Annotated in this window: 18 protein-coding genes; 7 read left to right on the forward strand and 11 right to left on the reverse strand. The window is 67.3% G+C overall.

The features are described from left to right. Positions 1-156 precede the first annotated feature (156 nt). Positions 157-1062, reverse strand: coding sequence for a TatD family hydrolase (locus ABV518_RS12845; RefSeq protein WP_367767472.1), 906 nt, complete (start codon positions 1060-1062; stop codon positions 157-159). A gap of 164 nt (positions 1063-1226) precedes the next feature. Between ABV518_RS12845 and ABV518_RS12850 the strand changes: the two genes are divergently transcribed. From ABV518_RS12850 to ABV518_RS12860, 3 genes are read left to right on the forward strand one after another with little or no spacing between them, the layout of a single operon-like run. Continuing rightward, positions 1227-2357 carry an AAA family ATPase gene (locus ABV518_RS12850; RefSeq protein ID WP_367767473.1) on the forward strand — a complete coding sequence of 377 codons (1131 nt, stop codon included), beginning with the start codon at positions 1227-1229 and terminating at the stop codon, positions 2355-2357. A gap of 10 nt (positions 2358-2367) precedes the next feature. Next, positions 2368-3858 carry a DUF58 domain-containing protein gene (locus ABV518_RS12855; RefSeq protein ID WP_367767474.1) on the forward strand — a complete coding sequence of 497 codons (1491 nt, stop codon included), beginning with the start codon at positions 2368-2370 and terminating at the stop codon, positions 3856-3858. Further along, positions 3855-6344, forward strand: a complete 2490-nt coding sequence (locus ABV518_RS12860; RefSeq protein ID WP_367767475.1) for a transglutaminaseTgpA domain-containing protein — start codon at positions 3855-3857, stop codon at positions 6342-6344. Before ABV518_RS12855 ends, ABV518_RS12860 begins: the two co-directional genes overlap by 4 nt. A gap of 35 nt (positions 6345-6379) precedes the next feature. Here ABV518_RS12860 and ABV518_RS12865 read toward each other — a convergent pair whose 3' ends face one another. Then, the gene (locus ABV518_RS12865; protein WP_367767476.1) at positions 6380-7879 is read right to left on the reverse strand and encodes an NAD-dependent succinate-semialdehyde dehydrogenase; all 1500 of its coding nucleotides are present in this window, start codon (positions 7877-7879) and stop codon (positions 6380-6382) included. A gap of 219 nt (positions 7880-8098) precedes the next feature. Next, entirely contained in the window at positions 8099-8968 is an 870-nt protein-coding gene (rsmI, locus tag ABV518_RS12870) for a 16S rRNA (cytidine(1402)-2'-O)-methyltransferase (RefSeq protein ID WP_367767723.1), read from the reverse strand. Between the two features lie 82 nt (positions 8969-9050). Here rsmI and ABV518_RS12875 point away from each other — a divergent pair, with 82 nt between their 5' ends. After that, on the forward strand, positions 9051-10781 hold the full coding sequence (locus tag ABV518_RS12875) for a dolichyl-phosphate-mannose--protein mannosyltransferase (protein ID WP_367767477.1): 1731 nt from the start codon (positions 9051-9053) through the stop codon (positions 10779-10781). Positions 10782-10849: 68 nt separating this feature from the next. After that, entirely contained in the window at positions 10850-12679 is a 1830-nt protein-coding gene (locus ABV518_RS12880; RefSeq protein WP_367767478.1) for a long-chain fatty acid--CoA ligase, read from the forward strand. 32 nt (positions 12680-12711) lie between these two features. Here ABV518_RS12880 and ABV518_RS12885 read toward each other — a convergent pair whose 3' ends face one another. Then, a complete protein-coding gene (locus ABV518_RS12885; RefSeq protein ID WP_367767479.1) occupies positions 12712-13770 on the reverse strand; it encodes a TIGR01906 family membrane protein in 1059 nt (352 codons plus the stop codon). Positions 13771-13894: 124 nt separating this feature from the next. Continuing rightward, positions 13895-14887: a stage II sporulation protein M gene (locus tag ABV518_RS12890; RefSeq protein ID WP_367767480.1), complete on the reverse strand. Its 993-nt coding sequence runs from the start codon at positions 14885-14887 to the stop codon at positions 13895-13897. 72 nt (positions 14888-14959) lie between these two features. Here ABV518_RS12890 and ABV518_RS12895 point away from each other — a divergent pair, with 72 nt between their 5' ends. Continuing rightward, positions 14960-15757 carry an RDD family protein gene (locus tag ABV518_RS12895; protein WP_367767725.1) on the forward strand — a complete coding sequence of 266 codons (798 nt, stop codon included), beginning with the start codon at positions 14960-14962 and terminating at the stop codon, positions 15755-15757. A 7-nt stretch (positions 15758-15764) separates the two neighbouring features. On the opposite strand, the gene ABV518_RS12900 is transcribed toward ABV518_RS12895, so the two are convergent. The 4 genes from ABV518_RS12900 to ABV518_RS12915 all read right to left on the reverse strand — a co-directional run bounded on the left by ABV518_RS12900 (position 15765) and on the right by ABV518_RS12915 (position 19335). Continuing rightward, positions 15765-17003 (reverse strand): Ig-like domain-containing protein, encoded by a 1239-nt coding sequence (locus tag ABV518_RS12900; RefSeq protein ID WP_367767481.1) that lies wholly within the window; start codon positions 17001-17003, stop codon positions 15765-15767. Positions 17004-17066: 63 nt separating this feature from the next. Then, a complete protein-coding gene (gene ahcY / locus ABV518_RS12905) occupies positions 17067-18545 on the reverse strand; it encodes an adenosylhomocysteinase (protein WP_367767482.1) in 1479 nt (492 codons plus the stop codon). Positions 18546-18619: 74 nt separating this feature from the next. Beyond that, on the reverse strand, positions 18620-18868 hold the full coding sequence (locus tag ABV518_RS12910) for a hypothetical protein (protein ID WP_310167501.1): 249 nt from the start codon (positions 18866-18868) through the stop codon (positions 18620-18622). Positions 18869-18945: 77 nt separating this feature from the next. Beyond that, positions 18946-19335: a DUF3499 domain-containing protein gene (locus tag ABV518_RS12915; protein WP_131132658.1), complete on the reverse strand. Its 390-nt coding sequence runs from the start codon at positions 19333-19335 to the stop codon at positions 18946-18948. 117 nt (positions 19336-19452) lie between these two features. On the opposite strand from ABV518_RS12915, the gene ABV518_RS12920 reads away from it, so the two are divergent. Further along, on the forward strand, positions 19453-19968 hold the full coding sequence (locus ABV518_RS12920) for a metallopeptidase family protein (protein WP_367767484.1): 516 nt from the start codon (positions 19453-19455) through the stop codon (positions 19966-19968). Positions 19969-20018: 50 nt separating this feature from the next. Here ABV518_RS12920 and ABV518_RS12925 read toward each other — a convergent pair whose 3' ends face one another. Both ABV518_RS12925 and ABV518_RS12930 read right to left on the reverse strand, forming a co-directional pair. After that, entirely contained in the window at positions 20019-21620 is a 1602-nt protein-coding gene (locus ABV518_RS12925) for a DUF5719 family protein (protein WP_367767485.1), read from the reverse strand. Next, complete coding sequence (locus ABV518_RS12930; protein WP_367767486.1) at positions 21613-24960, reverse strand: glycosyltransferase family 2 protein; 3348 nt, start codon at positions 24958-24960, stop codon at positions 21613-21615. The genes ABV518_RS12925 and ABV518_RS12930 overlap by 8 nt, the downstream gene beginning before the upstream one ends. Positions 24961-24968: the final 8 nt, after the last annotated feature.

Below are 24968 nucleotides of genomic sequence, written 5' to 3' on the forward strand. Positions count from 1 at the left end.
CAAAGCCGTTCATGATCCTGCTGCGGATGAAGTGAAATTATCCGAAGGCCTTCCCCGACCCCGGCTAATAGTTACCCACTGTAACCGTAGCGTTATAAAGCGGCCAAGAATTTTGCATACCTGGTATTTAAAGTCGGAATTCTTCCGGCTGTGATTTCAGTCCCACGATCCGTATGCCCGCACGGTATTTTCGCTGATCTGCTGGCAGAGTTCGGAGAGGTCGGTTCCTGTCAAATCAGCCATGGCACGGACGGTGTACGGCACCATGTAGCTGGCATTGGCCCGGCCCCGGTGCGGGTGCGGGGTGAGAAAGGGCGCGTCCGTTTCCACCAGCACCAGCTCGGGTTCGGCGACGGCGAGCGCCGCCCGGAGGTTGTGCGCGTTCTTGAACGTCAGGGTGCCCGCGAACGACATGTTCCAGCCCTCCGCGTTGCAGATGCGCGCGAGCCCCTCATCGCCGGAAAAGCAGTGGAACACCACGCGCTCCGGGGCTCCCTCCTCGCGCAGGACCTGCACTACGTCGTCGTGGGCGTCACGGTCATGGATCTGGAGGGTGAGGTCAAGACGCTTGGCGATGTCGATGTGCCGCCTGAACGAGTAGCGCTGGTGCACCAGGCCCTCGCCCCCGGTACGGAAGAAGTCCAGCCCGGTTTCGCCGATGGCCCGGATCCGGGGATGCGCGGCCAGGCGCTCAATCTCCGCCAGCGCGTCCTCCAGCTCGCCACGGGCCGCGTAGTCCGGTGCATCGTTGGGGTGCAGTGCCACCGCCCCCAGGAGCCTGCTGTCCAGATCCACCGCCTGCACGGTGAAGCGGGAGGATTCGAGGTCGCAGCCCACCTGGACCGCACCCTGGACTCCGACTGCCTGCGCGGCATCCAAGGCCGCAGCGACCCCTACCGGCCCGGCGCCGTCGGGAAAATCAAGGTGCGTGTGGTTGTCCATGACCGGTGCCGGCAGCGGCTCCGGCGCCGGCGGAAAATCCCGCCGGCCCGCGGCGCCTGCCGCGGGCGAACCGTCCGGTCCGGCGGCACGGTAAGCGGCAGGAATCAGCGAATTGCACATCCCTCTAGCCTAGCGGCGGGCGATGCATCGAGAATTACGGGAACTCTCTGTCAGGCACGGCAGTTCTGTTAGTAGTCTGTTACCAACAGATGCGAACGCCCACCGACGGGCGAAGGCAGGCTTGCTGTCCCGTCCCAGTCGATACCCGGGCTGAAAGGTTGCCGATGGACTCCCACCGACGCACGGCCGTCAATGAGATCGACCCCGCGGGCCGGAACTTCGCAGGGATTGCGGAACCGGTCACGCAGCTGAACGGCCACAAGGCCCAGGCGATGGACGCGGCCGCTTTCCACTCTGCAAGCCAGCGCATCCTGGATGAAGTCAATACTGTGATCGACGGAAAGTCGGAAGCCGCGAAACTGGCCCTGACCGTCCTGCTGGCCCAGGGCCACCTCCTCCTCGAAGACGTTCCCGGCGTTGGCAAGACCCTCCTCGCCAAGACCCTGGCCAGGACCATCGACTGCACGGTCAGCCGGATCCAGTTCACCCCTGACCTCTTGCCGTCCGATGTCACCGGTGTGTCCATCTACAACCAGTCGTCCCGGCTGTTCGAGTTCCGCCCGGGCGCCGTGTTTGCCAACATCGTGATCGGCGATGAAATCAACCGCGCCTCGGCCAAAACCCAATCCGCCCTCCTGGAATGCATGGAGGAGCACCAGGTCACGGTGGACGGACACTCCTACAAACTCGACGAGCCGTTCATGGTGGTGGCTACCCAGAATCCGATCGAGATGGAGGGGACCTATCCCCTCCCGGAAGCACAGCGGGACCGCTTTATGGCGCGCATCTCCATGGGTTATCCGGACAAGGACTCTGAGATCGAAATGCTCGAAACCCACCAGGCGACATCACCGCTGGCCAAGGTATCCGCCGTGGTCACGGCGGCGGACGTCGCGGCAATGATCGCCTCCGTCCAGCAGGTCTACGTGTCCCAGGCCGTCAAGGAATACACCGTGTCCGTGGGCAGGGCAACCCGCGAGAGTCCCCTGCTCCGCCTGGGTGCCAGCCCGCGCTCGATGTTGCAGCTGCTCCGGGCGGCCAAGGCCACCGCGGCCTTGGACGGGCGCGATTTTGTGCTTCCCGACGACGTAGTCAACGTGGCTGAATCCGTGTTGGCGCACCGGATCATCCTTGACCGCAAGGCCGCCAGCGCCGGGGAAACACCGCACAGCGTCATCCGCGGGATCCTGAACAGGTTGCCGGTGAGCCAGGACCTGGCGGATGCCTCGGCACGGTCCGCAGCCGGACCCGCGGCCAAGACTCCATCGGCCTCCGGGCTCCGCAGGAACCACTAGGCAGAGCCCCATGGCACTGCTGGACCGGCTCCCCCGCCACCTTTTCAGCCAGCGCGGCTGGGGCCTCCTCGCGGCCGGCGCGGTGTCGCTGTTGGCTGCGCAGATCATGGGCCGTCGGGATCTCCTCAGCCTCAGCATCCTGCTGATTGTGCTTCCCCTGGTCTCGCTGGCGGGGATCCGGCTGGTTAAACCAAAATTCCAGGTCTACCGGGAGTTCAATCCATCTCCCGTGGAGACCTCGGCCGCCACGACAGTCAGGCTGGCTGTAGCAAGGACCGGGCCGGTCACCGGACGCGCGATCATGGAGGAACGGCTGCCGCCGCGGTTTGGCGAATCTCCCGCATTCCGGTTCCCCGCGCGGTCGGCAACCGGCGGCACCAGCCGGTACGAATACCATCTGCGTTCCAGCCAGCGCGGCCAGTTTCTCATCGGGCCGGTGACCGCCGAGTTCACCGACCCGTTCGGGTTGTCCCTGCACCGGCAGGCAATCGACGACGGCGAGACGCTCACGGTGACGCCGGCCGCCGTCGAGCTTCCGGTCACCGGTCTCGCAGGGGCGCGCGGGAGCGACGGCGTCACTGCCACCCGGATCCGGGCCAACCCCAGCGACGACGACGTGATGACCCGCGAATACCGGCACGGCGACCCGATGCGCCGTGTCCATTGGGCAGCGACTGCCCGGCACGGTGCACTGATGGTCAGGCAGGAGGAGTCCGTCACCACCCCCGAGGCCACCATCATCCTTGACCAGCGGTTCGCCGCCTTCGCAGGAGGTCCCGGGACGGGCTTTGGCGGGAATGCGGCCATGGACGGCCACGAGATGGTCACCAGCGACACCTTCGAGTGGGCAGTGGTGGCGGCCATCTCCATCAGCGCGCATCTTGCCGAGCGGAATTATGCGCTGCGCCTGCTCGACGCCGCCGGCGAACCGGCCTTCCTGCGTTCCCCCTCAGCGCCTGAACCGCAGACCGAGGAGTACCTGGGCACTGGCGGGCTGCAGTCCATTGCCGAAAGCCTGGCAGCCATCCAGCTCTCCGGCCCGCACCACGGCTATCATGGCCATCACGGCCGCAAGGAGGCCGCCCCCCGGGGCCCGGTCCACACGGGCGCGGTCCGCACGGACTCCTCAGGTGCCGCGCGGGATCATGGCGGTGGGCAGGATTCCGGTCCGGGGCTTTTTGACGACCTGCTTATGGACAAGCTCTCCGCGCACCGGATGCGGGGGCCGATCATCGCGGTGCTGGGCAGATTGTCGCTGGCGGAAGCCATCGCCCTGGCCCCGGCGGCAGGTTATGGGGCGAATTCCTTCGCCATCATCGTCGCTGAGAGGCCGTCGGATTTCCACGACGAACTTGAAGCGCTCCGGCGTGGGGGGTGGCGTGCGGCGGCCGTGTCCCCGTCGGTTTCCGTGCCCGCCGCCTGGAGCCACTTCGACCAGGGCGGAGCAGCCCTGGATGCCGCTGCGGCGGATGTCCGGCGTGGCGCGGGGGTGGCACGGTGACACTCGCCCCGGAAAAGCACACCTCCGCCGCGGCGCAGCCTTCCAGCAGTCCGGTTTCCGGCAAGCAGCCCGGCAAGGCCAGGGTCGGCGCTTACCCGTGGGTCATGGCCGGAGCTGTGGGGCTGTCGGTGTGTGGTGCGGCCCTTTCGCTGAACGGTGTCCTGCGGGGGTGGGCGTGGTACCTGCCCGTGCTGACTACGGTTTTTGTGGTCTGCCTGACCATGGCCGGACTCCGGGCTTTGCGGGCGCACCCCCTCGTTGTCACAGCGGGTGGCTTCGCCGCCCTGGTGGGTATCCTGACGCTGACGTTCTTCCGCGGCTCAGGCATTGCCGGGCTCATCCCGTCGGGCGCCACGATGAAGGAGCTGGACAGGTTCATCCGCCGGGCCAGCGAGACAGTTCTGGCCGAAAGCGCGCCGGTCGCCCCCAACGCCGGCATTGTGATGGTGACCTGCGCCGTCCTGGGCCTGACGGTCATCCTCATCGATGCTTTGGCGTTGCCCCTGGCCATGCCTGCCACCACCGGCCTGGGGCTCGTGGCCATCCTCATCGTGCCGGCCATGGTGAAGCCGCAAAGCGTGGGCATGTGGGGGTTCATCGCCACGGTGGCCGGCTACCTGCTGATACTGGCGTGCAGCCAGTGGTTCGCGCCGGACGCGCGTACGCCGGCCGATACCGCCCGCAACCCAGGGCAGATGAAGCGCGCCGCACTCACCGGATCCGTTGCCCTGGTGGCCACGCTGATCATCCCGCTGGCCATCCCCGGCTTCGACCAGGGAACGTTTCCGCAGGGTTCGCGGGTGAACCCTTGGGGCACCTCCACTGGGCTGAATCCCATGATCACCCTCGGAAACAGCCTCCGCCAGCCCGCCGGCACAGGACGGATCACCTACGCCACCACGGCCACCGCCCCGATTTACCTGCGGTCCGTCACGGTGGACAATTTCGACGGCGACTCCTGGGGACCCGACGACCGCGACGCATCGCGGCGACCAGTGGCCGGACCCATCGAGACCGGCTACGAGATCCTCGCCGACGAGCAGCTCCGCCAGGTCACCGCGGTGGACACGGGCTCTTTCACCAGCCCTTACCTCCCTGTTCCGTACGCTCCCGAGTCCATTCGGGGACTGGCCGGGCGCTGGACATGGGACCCCGCCACCCTGAGCGTTAAGGGAGCAGACACCAACTCGCGGAGCCAGGAATACATTGCGGTCTCTTCAGTGCCCCGGCTGACCGCCAGCCTGCTCGACCGCTCGTCAGCCACTGTGCAGGGAATAGCGGACGATTTCACCCGCGTACCCGGCAACCTGCCTGACATAGTCAGGACCACTGCGGATACCGTCACCGGATCGAGCGGCACGGCGTATGCAAAGGCCATGGCCATCCAGAAATACCTGCGGTCTGCCGAGTTCACGTATTCGCTCCAGTCCCCGGTCCAGGGCGGCTATGACGGCAACGGACTGTCCGTGCTGGCCGACTTCCTCGCCCAAAAAAGCGGATACTGCATCCACTACGCCTCGGCGATGGCAGTCATGGCCAGGCTTGAAGGCATTCCCAGCCGGATCGCCGTCGGCTACGCCCCCGGACGGCTGACCGGAGCCACCGTGACCGTGGCCGGGCAAGGTGCGCTGGCAGAGTACGAAGTGGACGCACGGGATGCCCACGCGTGGCCCGAACTCTACTTCCAGGGCCTCGGGTGGGTGCCGTTTGAGCCCACGCCCTCGCGGGGGGTGGTCCCGGATTACGCCACCGAAAGCTCGGTACCCGGCTCGCCCGGCTCCCTCGACAACAACTCCGACCTCGTACCTTCCGGCAACCCGCTGGCAACCCCGCTGCCAAGCGCCGCGCCCCTGCCCATGCCCGGCACTGGCCCGGGGAGCGACACAGGGTCGCAGGTCCTGCCGTGGCTGCTGGGCCTGGCAGGATCAGCACTGCTGCTCCTCCTGGCCTCTTCGCCGCGGCTGGTCCGGCTGGGGGTCCGCGCCCGCAGGCTGCGCAGCACCGATCCTCCGTCCCCGGCGGCCGTCCCCTTGGCGTGGTCCGAGCTCCGGGACCTCGGCACGGACTTTGGCCTGCCGCCGGGACCAGCTGAGACGCCCAGGACATATTCCGCCCGGATCCGCGGCTCGCATCTGCTGGGTGAACCAGGCGGAATGGACGACGCCGCACACCAGGCTGTCATCTCCCTCACGGCCGACTTCGAACGGCACGCGTACGGCCCGCCAGCCGCCGGTTCCCCGGGTTCGGTCAGTGCGGAACCTGCAGCCGCCCGGATTTCCGCGCTCCAGGGGTCAATGCGGGCCAACGTCACCCGTATCCGACGGCTGCGCGCTGACTGGCTGCCGCCGTCGGTCCTTGCCCGCTGGGGACGGATGCTGACGGCGCCGTTCCGGTTCATCGGCAGGCTGGCCCGGCGGACGGCAAAGGCCGCCGCCCACTCGTGGTCACGAGTACGCGACGGCCTGCGGCGTCCGAGCGAAGGCTAGCTTCCCCTGGCCCGTCCGCGGATCACCGTGGTGGGTCAGCCGGCGTAGGGGTCGGCGATGCCGATGTACTGGGTGTAGAGGTATTCCTCGATGCCTTCGAGGCCGCCTTCACGGCCGAGTCCGGATTGTTTGACGCCGCCGAAGGGCGCCGCGGCGTTGGAGATGACGCCGGCGTTCAGGCCGAGCATGCCGGTTTCGAGGCGTTCGCCCATCCGGATCCCGCGGTTCAGGTCCTTGGTGAAAACGTAGGCGACGAGTCCGTATTCGGTGTTGTTGGCCAGCCGGATGGCTTCCTCTTCGGTGCCGAACGTGATGATCGGTGCGACGGGGCCGAAGATTTCCTCGGACAGGATCCGGGTGCCTTCGGTGACGCCGGTGAGGATGGTGGGCTGGTAGAAGTAGCCGGGCCCCTCTGCAGGTGCGCCGCCCAGGACCGCCCGGGCGCCGGAGGCCACGGCGTCGGAGACGAGTTCGTGGACCTTGTCCCGGCTCTTGGCGTCGATCAGCGGACCCACCTTGGAGTGCGGCTCGGTGCCCCTGGCGGTGGTCATCTCCCGCATCTTCGCGGCGAACTTCTCCGCGAACTCGTCAGCGACCGATTCGTGGACGATGAACCGGTTGGCCGCGGTGCAGGCCTCGCCCATGTTCCGCAGCTTGGCCAGCATGGCCCCGGCGACGGCGGCGTCCAGGTCGGCGTCTTCAAAGACGACGAACGGGGCGTTGCCACCGAGCTCCATGGAGGTGCGCAGCACTGTCTCGGAGGCGTCGGCGAGCAGGCGGCGGCCCACTTCGGTGGAGCCGGTGAAGGAGAGCTTGCGGAGCCGGGAGTCCTTGATCAGCGGGCCCGTGGTGGCGCCGGCCGTGGAGGTGGGGATGACGTTCAGGACGCCGGCGGGCAGGCCGGCTTCCTGCATGACGGCGGCGAACAGCTGGGAGGTCAGCGGCGTGAGGTTCGCGGACTTCAGCACCATGGTGCAGCCGGCGGCGACGGCGGGGGCGATCTTGCGGGTGGCCATGGCCAGCGGGAAGTTCCACGGGGTGATCAGCAGGCAGGGACCCACCGGCTTCTTGGTGACCAGCAGCCGGGACTTGCCGTCCGGGGAGACCGAGTAGCGGCCGAAAGCACGGACAGCCTCTTCCGAGAACCAGCGCAGGAACTCGGCACCATAGGTCACCTCACCGCGGGCCTCGGCCAGGGGCTTGCCCATTTCCATGGTCATCAGCAGCGCGAAGTCCTCCGCGCGCTCGGTGACCAGGTCAAAGGCGCGGCGCAGGATTTCGCCCCGCTCACGCGGCGGGACCTTCGCCCAGGACTCCTGGGCGGCAGCAGCGGCGTCCAGGGCCGCCTTGCCGTCCTCGGCGCCGGCGTCGGCAATGCTCAGCAGCACCTTGCCCGTGGCGGGATCCTCGACGTCGAACGTCTTTCCGGAAGCGGCCGGCCGCCACTGCCCATTGATGAGCAGGCCGGTGGGAACAGAGGCCAGCAGCTCGCTCTCGCGCTCGGCGGTAACAGCTGGCTGTGCAGTGACAGTCACGATGACTCCCTCGTCAGTAGGGTTGTTTCCAGCCGCGCACCGGCGGCCGGAGCGGCCTGCCTTTGTGGCTGATTAACTGTCAGACTACTGCTGCCGCTGCCGGAGGGTCTACGCCTGGACGCACTACAGAATCAACGCCACGCTGTGCAGGTGCACAGCGTGTGGGCGGCGTGCTTACGCTCCTTCAGCCCCGCATCCGGGAGGCTCTGCCAGGATGAATCAGCGCGCCGCCAGCACGGCAGAATACAGTTCCCTCTTGCTGACCCGAACGTCCTCGGCCACCGCGGCCACGGCTTCCTTGAGCCGGATTCCCTGGGACACCAGCGCGTTGACCGCGGCCACGTGGTCTTCGGGCGTCCCCGGTGCCTGTTCGGGCGCTCCTCCGAGGACCACCGCTATCTCGCCCCTGACCTCATTCGCTTCAGCCCAGAGCAGCAGTTCGCCCACGGTCCCCCGGATGACCTCTTCATAGGTCTTGGTCAGTTCGCGGCAGACAGCGATCCGGCGGTCCGAGCCAAACCGCTCACGCAAGGCGCGCAACATGGCTTCCAGTCGGTGCGGGGCTTCAAAGAACACCATGGTCCGGCGCTCAGCTGAAAGGTCGGCCAGCCTCGATGCCCGTTCCCCTGCTTTCCGCGGAAGGAAGCCCTCAAAGCAGAACCTGTCCGTGGGCAGGCCGGAGAGAGCCAGGGCTGTCAATACGGCCGAGGGGCCCGGGGCGGCCGTAACGGTGAGTCCGGCGGCAACGGCTCCCTCAACCAGACGGAAACCCGGATCCGAAACCGAAGGCATCCCCGCGTCAGTAACCATGACCATGGTTTTGCCCGCCCGGACCGCATCAAGGAGTTCTGCAGTTTTCGCCGCCTCATTGTGCTCGTGGTAGCTGATCACGCGGCCCGCCACCGTAACGCCGAGGTTCTGGACGAGGCGGTGGAGCCGCCGGGTGTCCTCTGCCGCGACGATGTCTGCGGTGGCCAGCAGTTCAATGAGCCGGGCGGAGGCATCGCCGGCGTTGCCGATCGGCGTTGCGGCCAGCACGATCCGCCCCGGCCCGGTGCTGCCCGCGTTGGGGCCGATGGCGTCAGGCAGGCTGGAGTCGGGCAGGGTTTCGGGGTTAGGGTCCACGCCACCAGCCTACTGCTGGCAGGCGGCTCAAGCTGCAAAAGGTAGCATGGGGCACGTGACGCAGACCCCCACACGGCCCGTCGGGTCCGGCCAGGCCCACCCGGCAGGCCCGCCCCAAGGCTCCCCGGAAAGCGCCGCACAGGCACAGGCTCCCGCCGGCAAGCCCTGGGTCATCCGGCCCGCCGTCGCATTTTCCGCAGAAGCCCTCCAGGAGCGGCTGATCGGAAGCGTCCGCAGCTGGCGGGACTACCCGCCGTCGCTCCGGCTGTGGTTCTGGCTGGTTCCGGTGCTGACGGCGGTCATCGGAGGGATCCTCCGCTTCGTCCGTCTGGAGTCCCCGCACAGCCTGGTCTTTGACGAAACGTACTACGTCAAGGATGCCTATTCCTTCCTGGTCAGCGGCTATGAGCGGAGCTGGCCGGACAAAGCAAACGATTCGTTCAACGCCGGGAACCCCAACATTCTGCTGGGCACTCCCGAGTACGTGGTCCACCCGCCAGTGGGCAAGTGGATGATCGCCGGCGGTATGTGGCTTTTCGGCGCCGACAACCCCTTCGGCTGGCGCTTCGCCGCGGCCCTGACCGGCACGGTATCCATCCTGTTGCTTGCCCTGATCGCGCAAAAGCTGTTCCATTCGCTGCCCCTGTCGGCGGCGGCAGGACTGCTGCTGGCCGTGGACGGCCACCACCTGGTGATGTCAAGGACGTCGCTGCTGGATATTTTCCTGATGTTCTGGATCCTGGCTGCTTTTGGGGCCCTGCTGATGGACCGCGACCACGGCCGCCGCAGGCTGGCCGCCCGGCTCGGCAGGCAAGCCGCTGCCGGCAGGCACGGCCGGCCGTCCGCAGAGCAACTGCTGGCGGGCCCGTGGCTGGGGATCCGCTGGTGGCGGATCGCAGCAGGGGTGTGCCTGGGCCTTGCCGTAGGGACCAAATGGTCAGGGTTGTTCTTCCTGGCCGGCTTCGGGCTGCTGTCCGTCCTGTGGGACCTCTCGGCCCGTCGCGTCGCGGGAATCCGCGGCTGGATCACCGGGGGCATCATCAAGGACGGCCTCCCGGCCTTCCTCAGCATGGTTCCCGTGGCGGCCCTGGTGTATGCCGCCACCTGGACCGGCTGGTTCCGTTCCAACGACGCCTACTTCCGGCGCTGGGCCCAGTCCAATCCCTCGGCCGAATGGGGCTGGCTTCCGGACGCGGTCAGGTCCCTGGCCCACTACCATCTGGAGGCGTACAAGTTCCATCAGGGGCTGGGTTCCGAGCACCCCTACGAGGCGAGCGCCTGGAGCTGGCTGGTGATGGGCCGGCCCACATCGTTCTTCTACGAATCCCCGCAGCAGGGGACGCAGGGATGCGCGGTATCGAACTGCGCCTCGGCCATCCTCTCCGTCGGAAACCCCCTCATCTGGTGGGGTGCCACCGTCTCGCTGGCCGTGCTTCTGCTCTGGTGGGCCGGACGCCGCGACTGGCGCGCCGGCGCCGTGCTGGCCGCGTTCGGTGCCGGGTATCTCCCATGGTTCATGTACCCGGAACGGACCATGTTCTACTTCTACGCCGTGTCCTTTGAGCCTTTCTTGGTCCTGGCGCTGGTCTACTGCCTGGGCCTGGTCCTGGGACGGGACACCGATCCGCCGTGGCGCCGGCGCTCAGGCCTGTACCTGGTGGCACTCTTTGTGGTTGGGGTGGTGTTGCTGTCCGCCTTCTTCTACCCTGTGTGGGCAGCCGAAGTCATTCCCTACCAGCAGTGGCGCTACCGGATGTGGATGCCGTCCTGGATCTAGGGCAGGATTGCAGAAGACCCTGACGATTTCAGCCGCGCTGCGGTGTGGCAGCCGAACGGAGACCGCCTGTGAGAGAAGCAAGCACGGAACTGCTGGTGGAGCTTGATCCTGCCAGCAACGTGACGGACCTCCTCCTGGAACAGCAGGCGGCCAACCCTGCCCACGCGCTGTATGCCCGCAAGGGGCCGAACGGCTGGACGGACGTTACTGCCCGGAAGTTCGTCCAGGACGTCAGCGCACTGGCGAAAGGACTGATCGCGGGCGGGCTGGAGCCCGGCAACACCGTGGCGGTCATGTCCGCCACCCGCTACGAATGGACACTGGTGGACTTCGCCATCTGGTTCGCGGGCGGCGTCACCGTGCCGATCTACGAAACCTCCTCCGCCAGCCAGGTCGAGTGGATCCTGCATGACTCCGGAGCGCTGAGGGTGTTTGCGGAGGACCGCGGAAAAGTGGACCTGGTGGCCAAGGTCCTGGCGTCGTCCGAGCTCCTCAAGGACCGCCTGGTGAACGTGGTGAGAATGGATTACGACGGCGTAGCCCCGGATCTTGCCAGCCTCGCCGCTGCAGGCATGGGGGTTACGGACGCGGAGCTCGAACGGCACCGCTCCTCGGCGGCGCTCGAAGACGTCGCGTCCCTCGTGTATACCTCCGGCACCACCGGCAACCCGAAGGGCTGCGAAATCACTCATGGGAACTTCGCTTTGGTGGCCAGGAACATCGTGGCGTTCCTCCCGGAGCTCCTGCTGCAGGAGAACGCCCGCACCCTGATGTTCCTCCCGCTGGCCCACGTGCTGGCCCGCGCTGTCCAGGTGGTCTGCCTGAGCGCCGGGGCCACGTTCGGCCACACCGGCAGCGCAACACAGCTATTGGAGGACCTGGGCACCTTCAAGCCGACGTTCCTGCTGGTAGTGCCGCGGATCTTCGAAAAGCTCCGTGCCGGTGCCGCGCACAAAGCCGCGTTGGCCGGCAAGTCGGGCATCTTCGGTGCCGCGACGGCCGCTGCGATCCGCTTTTCCCGTGAGCAGGACGCCGCTGCGCGCGGGGAGGGCAAGGGGCCGGGTTTCCTGTCCCGCACCCGTCATGCCCTTTTCGACCGGCTGGTGTACCCCAAACTGCGCCAGACGCTGGGCGGGCAGGTACGCTACACCGTCTCCGGAGCCAGTCCCCTTGGCGCGGACGACGCGCACTTCTTCCGCGGTGCCGGGATCCCGGTCCTGGAAGGATACGGCCTGACAGAGACCACCGCTCCCTGCACAGCCAACACTCCCACCCGGACCCGCGTAGGCAGCGTCGGCGTACCCATTCCCGGCACCACCATCCGCGTCGCTGCGGACGGCGAAATCCTGGTCAAGGGAATCGGCGTTTTCAAGGGCTACCACGCCAACGAGGCCGCCAACGCCGAAGCCTTTGTCGATGGCTTCTTCCGCACCGGGGACCTGGGAGAGCTCGACCCTGACGGCTTCCTGACCATTACGGGACGAAAGAAGGATGTGCTGGTCACGGCAGGCGGAAAGAACGTTGTTCCCGGTCCTCTCGAGGAAAGGATCCGCGCGCACCAGCTCGTGGCCCATGCCGTTGTGGTGGGAGAGGGAAAGCCGTTCGTCGCTGCCCTGGTCAGCCTCGACGCGGAAGGCCTGGAAAACTGGTGTGCACTGCACAAGTTGCCGGCGCTGTCCCTGCGTGAGGCCACGGCCGATCCCGGTGTGCGGGCGGCCATCCAGGAAGCCGTGGACCAGGCTAACGGACTGGTCTCCAAGGCGGAATCCATCCGAAGCTTCGCGGTGCTGGACGCCGAGTTCACCCTCGCTTCCGGGCATCTGACGCCCTCGCTCAAACTCAAGCGGGCCGCCGTCGTGCGTGACTTCGACGCTGAGATCACCAGGCTCTACGGCTGAACAGCACCCGGCCAGGGCAGGGTTCTCCGGGCTTACGTGGCTTCCGCAGGTGCCTGGGTTGGATCGCCGGCTGTTAGGCCACGGCGCCGGCGGGTGGGCCAGGTCAGGATCAGGGTCACCAGCGCCGTGAGGAGTACCAGCCCGGCGATCACGATGCCGGCGTCGATCCAGAACTGCCCCGGGAACAGCCTGATCAGGGTGTCCTCCAAGGCAAACGTCCACGAGCCGCTGGCGAAGAAGATCCGGTGGAATTCCGTGAAGAACTGCTGCCAGCCCAGTACGGCCAGCGCACCGAGGCCCAGGATAATTACGAGGGTCAGGATGGATCCTCCGAAGAGGCCACGGCGCACGCCCCCCGTGCTTCGGCGGCGCAGGTAGGCGATGGCGATGATGCTGACAAGGACCAGCAGGGCCCCGGCACCGAAAGTGGACAGGATCACGAGCTTTACGTCCGCCATGTGGCTGACCTCGCCGTCCTTGAAGAGCTTGTCCCCGCTCCGGTTGACGAGCTCCCCCAGATAACGCGGTCCGGACCAGTTGCTGAGGTAGTCGACAGCGTAGGAGCCGTAGGTCATTCTGTCGTCGGTGCTGAACCCGTAGCCATCGCCCGGAAAGCCGGGACGGTTGTACTCGGTCCAGAGGAACAGGGGGCTGGTGACGGCCCGGACTGCCAGGACCAGGAGGATGACGGGGTAAAAAATGGCGAGGAGCACCTGCATCACGCGAGGTGCCAGCGGCTTGGCGTTGGCAGCACTCTCGCGCTGGGCGTTGCGCCGCTCCACTTCCTCCTGAGGCGGACGGACCTGCAGGGCCGAGGTGGGAAGCGGTTCACTGAACGGCTGCGCGTTTGGCTCGGCGGCTGGTTCGACGGCGGCTTCCGCAGCCTTGCGGTCTGCCCGGCTTTCGGCCTGCTGGACACTCTCGGATCCGCCGGTGTCCACGTTTTTCGAGGGGCCTTTGCTGTCCGCACCGCTGGACGTGGAATCACTCATCCAGGAAAAGGCCGGTTCATCCGAATCCGCCGATGAGTCCAGGAGGGGATCGGGCTGCGGCTCCATGCGTTTGGCAGGGGTCGGAGAATTGTCATTCACAGCAGCGTCACTTCCGTTGGGGTCCGTGCCGCCGGCTCTGGTCCGGGCGTCACAAGTATCTCTGGGACGAGCCTACCGTCCGGTCCTCGGGCACGGCGAGGAGCCACCCCGGGCGGCCGACGATTCAGGCTGCAATTTCGCTGTACCCGGCATCCTCGGACCCCAGGTCGCCTCGCGCCCCGGCGAGGTAGGCGCGGCGGCCCCAAGCCAGGACATACAGCCAGTACGCGGCCAGAACGGCAGACCCGATAGCGATCTTGGCCCACACCGGCAACGGGCTGGGTGTCACGAATCCTTCCACCAGGCCGGAGACGAACAGCACCAGCACCAGTCCCAGCGCCACGGTGATCAGGGACCGTCCTTCCTCGGCGATGGCCCGGCCCCGGGTGCGGGGGCCCGGCGCGACCATGGCCCAGAAGATCCGCAGGCCTGCGGCGCAGGCGATGAACACCGCTGTCAGTTCCATCAGCCCGTGCGGCAGGATGTAGCTGTAGAACACGTCGGTTTTGCCGGACGCGGCGAAGATTCCGGCGGCGATGCCCACACCCTGCGCGTTGCTGAACAGGATCATCGGCACCCAGAACCCGGTGATGCCCAGCGCTACGGCCTGGGCGCTGATCCAGGCGTTGTTGGTCCACACCGCGCCGGCAAACGATGCTGCCGGGTTTTCGGAGTAGTAGCCAACAAAGTCTTCCTCGACGTACTGCCTGACGGCGGCCTCGGAGGCGACCGCGCGGAGTGCGTCCGGGGACGTTCCGATCCAGAGCGCGTAGGCGCCGCCGATCAGGATGAAGGCCGCCCCGCAGGCCACGGTGAGCCACCGCAGCCGGTACAGCGCGGCCGGGAGCGCCACCACAAAGAAGCGGGCAAGGTCGGCCGTGAAATTCGAACGTGCTCCGGTAAACCGCGTCCTGGACTGGGCAAGGGTTGCCGAGAGGGACGCCGAGAGCCCGCTTTCCGGGGCGATGGACCTGATAAGGGACAGGTGCGAGGAGGTCAGCTGGTACAGGCGCAGCAATTCGTCCGCCTCAGCCCCGCTGAGCCGCCGTTTGAAGGCAAGTTTGTGCAGCCTCGACCATGTGTCCCCGTTGACGGCCGAGAAGGCATCCATATCCACGGCACCAGCCTAGCGTCACGCCATTAGACTGTGAGCGTCCGCAGGATCACTCGCGTCGAACGGAACACTGTTTTGGGCTCAATCATCACGGGCGAGGCCGTTGTCCTTGAACTGCGGCCCGCGTCCTTCGCGGCCCGTGCGCTGGGGCTGTTGCTGGACGTGATGGTCAACGTGGTCCTGCTGGTGCTGATGCTCATCGGTGTGGCCGCGGCCAGCGCCGAACTCGACGAGGCGGCGGCGCGGGCGCTGATGCTCTCCAGCGTCGTGTTCTGCTTTGTGATTGTCCCGGTCGCTGTGGAAACCCTCAGCCGCGGTCTCTCGCTGGGAAAGCTGGCGGCGGGGCTGCGCGTGGTGCGCGATGACGGTGGCGCCATCCGGTTCCGGCACGCCCTGATCCGCGGTCTGACCGGGTTCCTGGAGATCTACCTCACGCTCGGCGGGCTGGCCATTGCCGTGGCCCTCTTCAACGACAGGTCGAAGCGGCTCGGGGACACGATGGCGGGAACCTACGCCCTGCGCAGCCGTGTGCCTGTTGAAGCCGCGGCCCCGGTGTTTATGCCGCCCCGGCTGCGCGCCTGGGCGGAAACAGCAGACATCGGCCGCATACCGGACGCGACGGCACGCCAGGCGTCCCAGTTCGTCCGCCAGGCAGGCAGGATGTCACCGCTGTCCCGTGCCGGCATGGCGGCATCGATTGCCACGGAACTGGCCAGGCATGTGGCACCCCCGCCGCCGCCCGGGACGGGCCCCGACGACTATCTGGCCGCGGTGGTCGCTGAACGGCGCAACAGGGAGCTCGTCAGACTCCGGGAGGCCCGCCGTCGTAATGCGGTGGTGGGCGAGCGGCTCGAACGGCTTCCGTTCGGGTAACGACGCGTCAGTTGTCGTATTCCGCCCACGGAATGTTCCAGTCACCGTAGCCGTCCTCGCGCGCGGCGTAGTCCCCTTCGGTGTTAATGATCTGCACTACGTCGCCGGTGGTCATGTTGTTGAACACCCAGGCCGCGCCGTCGGGGGCGAAACCGATGCAGCCGTGCGAGACGTTGGTGTTGCCGATGTAGGGGAAGGCGGACTCCAGCGCCTGGTGGATGTAGGCGCCGCTCAGCGTCAGGCGGATCGCGTACTCCACATCCACTTCGCCGTAATAGGCGGGATCCCCGGGCTTAAGGCCGATGCTGGCCGCCCTGAAGTGGTCGTACCGGTTCTTTTCCATCAGCACGGCATAGCCGCGGGCTGAGGGGAAGCGCTGGTCCCCCATGCTTACCGGGAGCGTCTTGACCACCTGGTCGTTGACGCTGAGTGTGAACGTGTGCGCGGCGGCGTCGGCGATTGCCACCTTTTTGTCGCCGAAGTTGACGTTGACTTTTTTGTTGAAATTGGCAATCTGGCCGTTTCCGAGGTCAACGCCGAAAAGCTGCATGTCCATGGTGACCGTGGAGTTGGCCGCCCAGAAGGCCTCCGGCCGGTAGCGGACCATGGTGTCGCTGAACCAGTGGAAGGCGCCGGCCTGGCCGGCGCTGGACGTGATCTTAATGGCCTTTTCCACCTCGGCCCGGTTCACCACGGGTTCGCTGAAGATGATCTGCAGCGGCTGCCCCACGCCAACCTTCATGCCGTCCAGCGGGTAGATCGCAGCATCCGCTTCGTGGGTGCTGGAAACCGTGTTGAACGCCCGCGTTGTGCTGGTTTCCCGGCCGGCGCCGTCCGTGACGACGTAGGTGTAGCTGTACTCGGTGTTGAACTTGAGGGGTTCGGCCGCGGTCCAGCTGCTGCCGTCGTTGGCGAAGGTTCCCTGCACGGTGTCGCCGGCCGTGCTGGTGAGCGTGACGCTTTCGATCCGCCCGTTGCCGACTTTTACGGAGACGGGTGCTGCGGGGTTAACCTGCTTGGCGCCGTCGGCCGGTGCCACGTCCAGGGTGACCGGAGCAACCACCGGCGACGCGATGCCGGGAGCGGAACGTGACGCGGAGCCTGCCTCGGATTCCAGCGCAGCATTCGCCAGGCCCGGTGCCACTGCGGCGAAGGCTCCGCCGGCAGCCGCCAGGACACACACCATCGCCACCAGGAAAATCTTCTTGGCGGTTCCGGCGCGGCGTGGCTTGTCGTCAGGCTCCATATACCGATCTTAAGGGCTGGAGGTAACAACCCCGGGCGCACCCGGCGCCCGGGGCGTCACGCCTCAGTAACGATAGTGCTCCGGCTTGTACGGGCCTGCCACGTCGAGGTCCAGATAGTCAGCCTGTTCTTTGGACAGTTCGGTCAGCTCGACGTCGAGGGCCGCGAGGTGGAGGCGGGCAACCTTTTCGTCCAGGATCTTGGGCAGGACATATACCTCGTTGACGTATTCCCGTTCGCCTTCAGGCTGGTCCCGCTTGGTCCACAGTTCGATCTGCGCGATCGTCTGGTTGGCGAAGGAGTTGCTCATGACGAAGGACGGGTGGCCGGTGGCGTTGCCCAGGTTCAGGAGCCGTCCCTCGGAAAGGACGATGATGGAGCGCTCTTCCGCGGTCCCGGCGTCGAGGACCCACTCGTGGACCTGCGGCTTGATCTCCACTTTCTTGATGCCGGGGATGCGGGCCAGCCCGGCCATGTCGATCTCGTTGTCAAAGTGGCCGATGTTGCCCACGATGGCCTTGTCACGCATGCCGGCCATGTGCTCGGCCAGGATGACATCCTTGTTGCCCGTGGTGGTGATGAAGATGTGGCCCTCGCCCAGCACTGACTCCAGCTTCGCCACCTGGTAGCCGTCCATGGCTGCCTGGAGCGCGCAGATGGGGTCGATCTCGGTGACGATGACCCGGGAGCCCTGGCCGCGGAACGCCTCGGCGGCGCCCTTGCCGACGTCGCCATAGCCACAGACGACGGCGACCTTGCCGCCCATCAGGACATCGGTGGCGCGGTTGATGCCGTCCGGCAGCGAGTGGCGGATGCCGTACTTGTTGTCGAACTTGCTCTTGGTGACGGAGTCGTTGACGTTGATTGCCGGGAACAGCAGTTTGCCCTGTTCAGCCAGCTGGTAGAGGCGGTGCACGCCGGTGGTGGTTTCCTCGGTGACGCCGCGCAGGCGGGCACCGATGCGGCTCCACTTCTGCGGGTCCTCCTGCAGGGATGCACGCAGCACGTCCAGGAATACGAGGCCTTCTTCGGACTCGTCCGCGGCCGGGGCCGGAACGGCGCCGACGGCCTCGAACTCAACACCCTTGTGGACCAGCATGGTGGCGTCGCCGCCGTCGTCCAGGATCATGTTCGGACCGAGGTCCGGGTTGGTGTCGGCTCCGGGCCAGGTGAGGATCTGCTGGGCTGTCCACCAGTATTCTTCGAGCGTCTCACCCTTCCAGGCGAACACCGGAACGCCCTGCGGGTCCTCAACTGTTCCGTTGCCCACCACGACGGCGGCAGCTGCTTCGTCCTGCGTGGAGAAGATGTTGCATGAAGCCCAGCGGACCTCCGCTCCCAGGGCGGTGAGCGTCTCGATCAGCACGGCAGTCTGGACGGTCATGTGGAGGGAACCGGCGATCCGGGCACCCTTGAGCGGCTGGGTGGGCCCAAATTCCGCGCGGAGGGACATGAGGCCGGGCATTTCGTGTTCCGCCAGGCGGATCTGGTGGCGGCCGGCCTCTGCCAGCGAGATGTCGGCAACCTTGTAATCAAAAGTCATGGGGATCCTTTGCTCTGTCCGATGGGGCGACGGCGTCAATGCGTCTGCGGTGGGTGGTGCGGGTGATGGGAGGCTTAAGCAGTGCCGGCAGCGGTACCGGCCGGCCCGGGCAGTGAATCGTGCTGGTCCGAGCTGGCGGCGTTGGCGGCCTGCAGCAGTTCCGGCGGCAGGAGCAGCGGAATGCCGTCCTCAATCGCATAGCGGAGCTTTTCGCCGGAGTCCCCTGCCGCCGTCGAGACGAGTTCGTCGCCTTCCTGGACCAGCTTCGATCCGGTGACGGGGCAGCGAAGGACTGACAACAGTTCAGGACTGATCTTTGGCATGGTTGATGCTCCCTGAGGGGCACGCTGGCCCCGGTGGCTGACTGATTAGCAGCCTCCAGCCTACCGCCAGATCGGTGTCAGGACGGTTCACGGAGCACGCGGAGATGGCCACGGCGGGCGCCTTCCGTGCCTGCCGGCGCTTCGAGCGCGGAGTGGGTTGCGCGCTGCCCCTGCGAAGCAGGGGCCTGCGGCGGGAGGGCCGCCGCTTCACGGACGGCATTGGCAAGTGCCAGGAGGTCGTCCGGACCCGGCTGGTGGGGAGTTGACGGCATGGCCAGCCGGAGGACTTCCCAGCCGCGCGGCACTGTCAGTGAGCCGGCGTGCTGCTCGCACAAATCGTAACAATGCGGTTCAGCATAGGTGGCCAGGGGTCCGAGGACGGCAGTGGAGTCGGCGTATACGTACGTCAGAGTAGCCACCGCCGACTGGCGGCAGCCTGACCTTGAACATTGACGGATAGCTCCCACGACATCCCAGACTACTCGCTGTCACGTGCGGTTCGCCGCATTGCGCCTCACGCCGCGCCACGGAGGGGCCGGGCCGATTGTGTCGCGCAAACGGGCTGCCGGGTTTAGAGTCAATGTATGCAGTCATCGAACCATGATTCAGCTTTTACGGTCCGGTTGGCTGACCCGGGTGTCCGCAGCGAGGACACCGGCTCGGGCTCCGCGGGCAGGAGTTTCGCGATGCGTCGGCGGAACAGGCACGGGCGCGGGCTTCGCGGCGAGTTGATGCTCCCCACCCACCCCGCCTACCGGACGCGGTCTGACCGCTTTGACGACATGGTCCTCGACTCCGCGCAGCGGCTCCATGACATCTGGGGCAAAACACTGGACGGCGTCCGGTTTGCGGTCGACGAAATACCCCCGCAGCTCGAAAAGCTCGTTGCTGAGGCGGGGGCGGCCCCGATGGGTTCCTACACGCCTGCGACACCCGAGGAAGGGCCGGTCATCACCCTGTACCGCCGCGTTGTGGAACAGGGCTGCGCCAGCCGTGAGGAGCTCCAGGACCTGGTCCACGACGTCGTTGTGGAACACACTGCCGAGATGCTTGGGGTGGCACCCGAAACCCTGGACCCCGTCTACCGTCGACGGTACTGATTACCTTCACTGGAGTACTGGCCGCCCGGCTGCCTTCAGTTGCCGGGCCGTCAGTATCCGAGCTTGACCGGGACCTGTTCCTGGCCTGAGGCGGCGGGCATAAGCGCAATCGACGAAATGTCGTCGCGCCCGTCCTGCTGCAGCAGCAGTGCGCCGTAGGCGGCGTCACCCGAGGCAGACACGACATACCCCACCACCACCGATTCCCCGACCTTCTCCGGAACGTCGATGGACGTGGTGGTTCCGCCGGCGATGTCGGCGGTCGAAGCAGCCTGGATCTTGCCGTCGGCCGTAATGGCTGAGTACGAAATGGAGGCCCGGTCCTCTAAGGCTCCGAAAACAAGGATGCGGTCGCCGCCCTGGGGCACCGGCACAACGTGCTGGCTGCCCAGCCTGACTCCGGCCGGCGCCCACGCGACGTCGGAAGGCCCATCTTCCTTGAGCCCCCGCGTGACCCGCGCCGCAGCCACGAACGACACGTCGGAGCTGGCAGCCACCGTGTAGTGTCCTGCCGGCACGCCTACCAGCGACACCTCCGTCACCGAGCCGGCTTTGGCGGTGACCACTCCCCCGTTCGGCAATGCTTTCTGGCCGTCGCGGCCAAACAGCTTGATCTCCACCACTGCGTCCGACTGCCCCGGCACAGTGAGCTGCAGGGCAGGCCCCGCATCCGCATAGCCCTTTTGGCCGGTGAGCGAGGCGATGGAGGCGCCATCCTGGATATCGATCCCTGTCATGACCTGCCGCGCTGCGGGGGCAGCTCCCGGGGAAATAAAATCAACGCCGCCGGGCGTCAGCCCGCGCAGGACACTCTGCTGGATCGCCGCGGCGACGGGGCCACCGGCGCTCCGGACGTGCACGCTCAGCTGCGCTTCACCCGGCGCGAGCCCTGCCAGGACAATGGACCTGGTACTGCCCGGTGCCACCAGGAGGCCGCGGCTCCCAGGGGCCTGGATCTGGCCTTTGGAGCCGTAGAGTTCCAGGCTGACCGTGGCGGGTGTGGTTGAGGCGTTGCTGAGGGTCAGGACCGAGGTGCGCCCCAACGTGGTGCTGGCTCCGGCGAGCCACACGTCGTTGGAGGGCTGCTGGCAGTTGGCCGCCGCGGATCCCTGGAGGTCGCCGTCGGTGGCCGAGTACTTCATGAGGGCGGCAGCCGACGCCTGCTGGCCCTCACGGGCATCGGCGCTTAAGACGCTCGCGGCGTCCACGGCCTGTTGTTCGATGACGCCGGCCTTGAGCTCCTGCGGACCAGCTGTCCCGCTGGCCTGCGGGCCTCCGGTGGCGATCTCGACGGCGGTGGCCCCGCCAAGCGCCGAAAGCCGGCTGGCGGGCATGACCCCGCCGGGTGCACTGATGACTGCGCCGGACACCGCGCTGCGCGCGGTTGCGGATTCCGGGCTGAACTGGGGATCGGTGCCGGCTTCGGTGCCTTCCAGCAGCCGGGCCGGACCCGGGCAGACTCCGACGCTGGAACCTGCAGGCACAACTGCCAACGCGGCCGGGAGGGCCCGGCTGCCCGCGGGTTGAGGAGCCAGCGAGGCTGCGGCAACCAGTCCCCCGGCAGCGGCAACAATTGCCGCTGCCGAGGCCAGCCCGGTGAAGAGTCCCCTGCGGGTCGACTTTCCCCGTTGCGGGGAAGTGTCCTTATGCATTCTGGTGTTCCTTACGCAAGGAGCCCTCGTCCCGGGACAGACCGGTGTTGGGGCGGCGAGCCGGCATGGGGACCGCGAGCATGACCGTGAGGCCGATGACCGTGATCTGCAGGATGCCGGACCACACGGCCCAGGGGTTCTCGTAGCGGATGGTGAGCTGCCCGGCCGACGGCGGCAGCGTGAAAGCCTGCGCCCAGCCGGAAGTGGTGGAGGTGAGCTTCCGGCCGTCGAACCAGGCGCTCCATCCGGGATCGGCGCGTTCCGCGAGCACCACGAGCCGTCCGTCGGTTCCCTCCGGAACTGACGCGTCGACGTCGTCGAACCCAGAGGGCAGCAGCGCCACGGTGGCGCCGTCGCCGTCGACGATCCGGGCTCGGTGGGCAACGTCCGCCGGCTGCAGAACGGGCTGGTTCAGGGGTGTGATCCGCCAGAGCCAGCCGACGTCCGTCTGTCCGACGGCGATGAGTCCCGGCACCGCATCCATCCTGCTGGCAGTGAGCTGCGCCGCGGTGTCGGCTGAACGCAGAACCACGAAGCCGGCGCCGAGCTGTTCCAGTTCAGGTCGGGGGTCCACGCCCTGTCCGGCGACGATGGTTGCGACCACGCTGCGGAGGGTTGCGGTGACGGTGTCGTCGTCGCGGACTGATTCGGTGCCGGGCGCGCCGAGGATGTTCCGGGCGGACGCGATGGCGGACAGGCTGTCCAGGGTGGTGCCGGCACCGCGCTTCAGGGCGGCGTTGAAGGTGCCGTCATCAGAGGTGCTGATCAGGAGCGTTCGTGTTTGCTCCGGACCTGTTCCCCGGTCGATGGCTGTGGCGGGGAGGGTCCGGGGATCGCCGGCCTCCACGAGCCGGGGCGCTCCCAGCGGGTCGCCCGCTGTACCGACAGGCAGGCCCGCCGCGGTGGTTGACCGGAGCAGGTTCTGCGCGGACCAGGCGGCCATTCCGGCCATGGGGCCGGCCAGCAGGACGACCGTGGCCAGTGCGACGGCAGACCGCACCACGATTTTCCGGGGGCCGCGTGGGGCGGACGCCTTGTCGGCAGCGTCCAGGAGCCGCTCGGCACCGATGAGTGCCGCTCCCAGCAGGGCGAAGCCGGCGGCCGAGACCGAGGGCCCGGTGAAGGGGGTTACCACAGTGTCCGCGTTGACACCTGTGGCAACGTGGCTGGCCAGCCAGCCGGCGGCCAGGACAATGAGTGCTGCCACCCAGAGGGCGCGGGCCGCGCGGCTGCGCTTGCCGGGCACCAGGAGGGCCAGGAAGGCGAGGACCAGCACGGGCACGGCTACCAGCAGGGCGAGAAGCAGGGCCCACGGCACATCGCCGCCGAAGAACGGAAGCCCGGACAGTCCGCCGTCCGGCGTGAACCGGATGGGCTGCCCGAGTATTTGCTGCCACAGGGGTGCCCCCGCAAAGCCAAGCGGCACGCCGGGATCCGCCAGCAGGGCACGGGGTCTGTCCAGCACGGACAAAGCGAAGGGGATGAACAGCGCGGCGCTGGGAAGGAGGGCCCACCACACTGTGCGGCCGCGCCGGCCGGGCAGCAGACCGCAGAGAATGATGACGACGGCGGCCGGGGCAAGCAGCGAAGGCGCGGATGCAGACACCACCGCAAGGGCCAGGCCGGCAGCCGCTGCCGCAGTCCAGGACGGCATGCCGTTGATTCCCGGTTTCTCCGGCGGCCTTTCGGTGAACCGCCTGTCGCCGGGCGTAGGCAGCAGGAAGCGCCCCTGGCCAAGGGCCGTGCCGGTGGCGCGGAGCAGCGCCAGGACCAGCAGCGGAATCATCAGGTGGGCGACCAGGGCGCCAATCCGGCCCTGGTTCAGGGCAACCTGCAGTGCCGGGGCGGCTGCCCAGAACAGGGCGGCGATAAAACGGAACCGGCGCCGTAGCGTCAGGGCTCCTGAGGCGAACCACGCCGTCAGGCCGGACAGCGGGGCTGCCAGCAGGAGCAGCCAGGCCATGGCGCTGTTTGCGTCTCCCCCGCCCAGGACGCCAAGGGTCCACAGCACGTAGCCGAACGGATCCCCTTTGCCGGGCAGCCCGGCGCCCAGGCTGATCCACCAGCTGGACGCGTGGTGCCAGATCTCGCCCAGCGTCGATGACACCGGAATGAGGGCACCGCCGGAGGCAGCCTCCGCACGGAAGAGGCCGGTGAGTGCAGTGAGTGACGCCGCCGCCGCGATGAGTACTGCCGCTAGAGCGCCGTTACCCACCCAGGCGCGCTCGCTGCTGGTCAGGGCCGCGAAGTCATCGGCGGAGTCGCCGGTGGGCTGGTTGGCGAGCGGATCCTTTTCCAGGCCTTCTGACGGCGAGGCGTCGGATCCCAGTGCTTCCATGAGGGAGCGGCGGTGGCTCCAGACCTCACGGCGCGAGGTCTGGAGTTTACTGACGACTGACCGGCGGATCCGTCGCGTTCGGGCGGCCGTTCGACGCGCCTTCGCCACGGCGCCCGGCCGGCCCAGCGCCGCCAACGTGGCCGCGAATTGGGCAAAGCCGTGCCCCGGATCCTTGACAGCGATACTGAGGACAAGCTTGAAGATGCTCCCCAGGAGAGCGCCGGCCGCGTGCAGCGGCACCTTCCACAGCGGCGAGTGCTTGAGCCGCAGATGCACCTGTGCTTTCCTGGCCGCAGACGCATTCCCGAGGGCATGCGGCCTGTGCGCCACATGGAACATCCGGGCGGTGGGCACCACCACTACGCGGTGTCCGGCAAGGCGGTTCCGCCAGCAGAAGTCGATGTCGTCGCCGCTGCCGGGCAGCGCCGGGTCAAACCCCTGCAGCTGTTCCCAGACGTCCCGGCGGACGAGCATTCCGGCAGAATTCACGGCGAAGGTGTCGCTGCGGCCGTCGTACTGGCCCTGGTCCAGTTCGTCGGCGTCGATCAGGGTGAGGCGCTCGGCCCACCTGCTGGTGGAAAGACCGACGTCGATCAGCCTGCGTTCGGCGTGCCAGTCCAGCTGCTTACAGCCGGCCACCGTGACCGAAGGTGCACGCTCCACTGCGCCCAGCAGTTCGGCCAGCGCTTCGGGGGCTGGCGCGGCGTCGTCGTGAAGCAGCCAGATCCACTCCGGGCGGGCGTGTTCAGGTTGCCCGGTCCAGGGTGACAGGGCGTCAAGACCGGCACGAACTGCGCCGCCCATACCGGACTTGGCGTGCGGATGCGTGATGACGTTGGCTCCGCCGAGAGCCCGCGCCAACAGGGTTTCGGAGTCATCCTTGGAGCCTGTGTCCACACCTATGACCGAGTCGACAGGCCGGGTCTGGTCCGCCAGGGCAGCCAGGGTTCTGGGGAGATAGGCACTGCCGTTGTGGGACACCACAACGGCAGTGACGTGCACTTCCTGAA

Source organism: Arthrobacter sp. HS15c (genome assembly GCF_040812005.1).
In the GTDB taxonomy this organism is placed as follows: domain Bacteria; phylum Actinomycetota; class Actinomycetes; order Actinomycetales; family Micrococcaceae; genus Arthrobacter.

Excerpts from the sequence above, each read along its gene's own strand:
- ABV518_RS12920 (WP_367767484.1), top strand. The coding sequence starts at position 19,453 with ATGCAGTCATCGAACCATGATTCAGCTTTTACGGTCCGGTTGGCTGAC.
- ABV518_RS12875 (WP_367767477.1), top strand. The coding sequence starts at position 9,051 with ATGGGGCACGTGACGCAGACCCCCACACGGCCCGTCGGGTCCGGCCAG.
- ABV518_RS12850 (WP_367767473.1), top strand. The coding sequence starts at position 1,227 with ATGGACTCCCACCGACGCACGGCCGTCAATGAGATCGACCCCGCGGGC.
- ABV518_RS12910 (WP_310167501.1), bottom strand. The coding sequence starts at position 18,868 with ATGCCAAAGATCAGTCCTGAACTGTTGTCAGTCCTTCGCTGCCCCGTC.
- ABV518_RS12925 (WP_367767485.1), bottom strand. The coding sequence starts at position 21,620 with ATGCATAAGGACACTTCCCCGCAACGGGGAAAGTCGACCCGCAGGGGA.
- ABV518_RS12855 (WP_367767474.1), top strand. The coding sequence starts at position 2,368 with ATGGCACTGCTGGACCGGCTCCCCCGCCACCTTTTCAGCCAGCGCGGC.
- ABV518_RS12845 (WP_367767472.1), bottom strand. The coding sequence starts at position 1,062 with ATGTGCAATTCGCTGATTCCTGCCGCTTACCGTGCCGCCGGACCGGAC.
- ABV518_RS12900 (WP_367767481.1), bottom strand. The coding sequence starts at position 17,003 with ATGGAGCCTGACGACAAGCCACGCCGCGCCGGAACCGCCAAGAAGATT.
- ahcY (WP_367767482.1), bottom strand. The coding sequence starts at position 18,545 with ATGACTTTTGATTACAAGGTTGCCGACATCTCGCTGGCAGAGGCCGGC.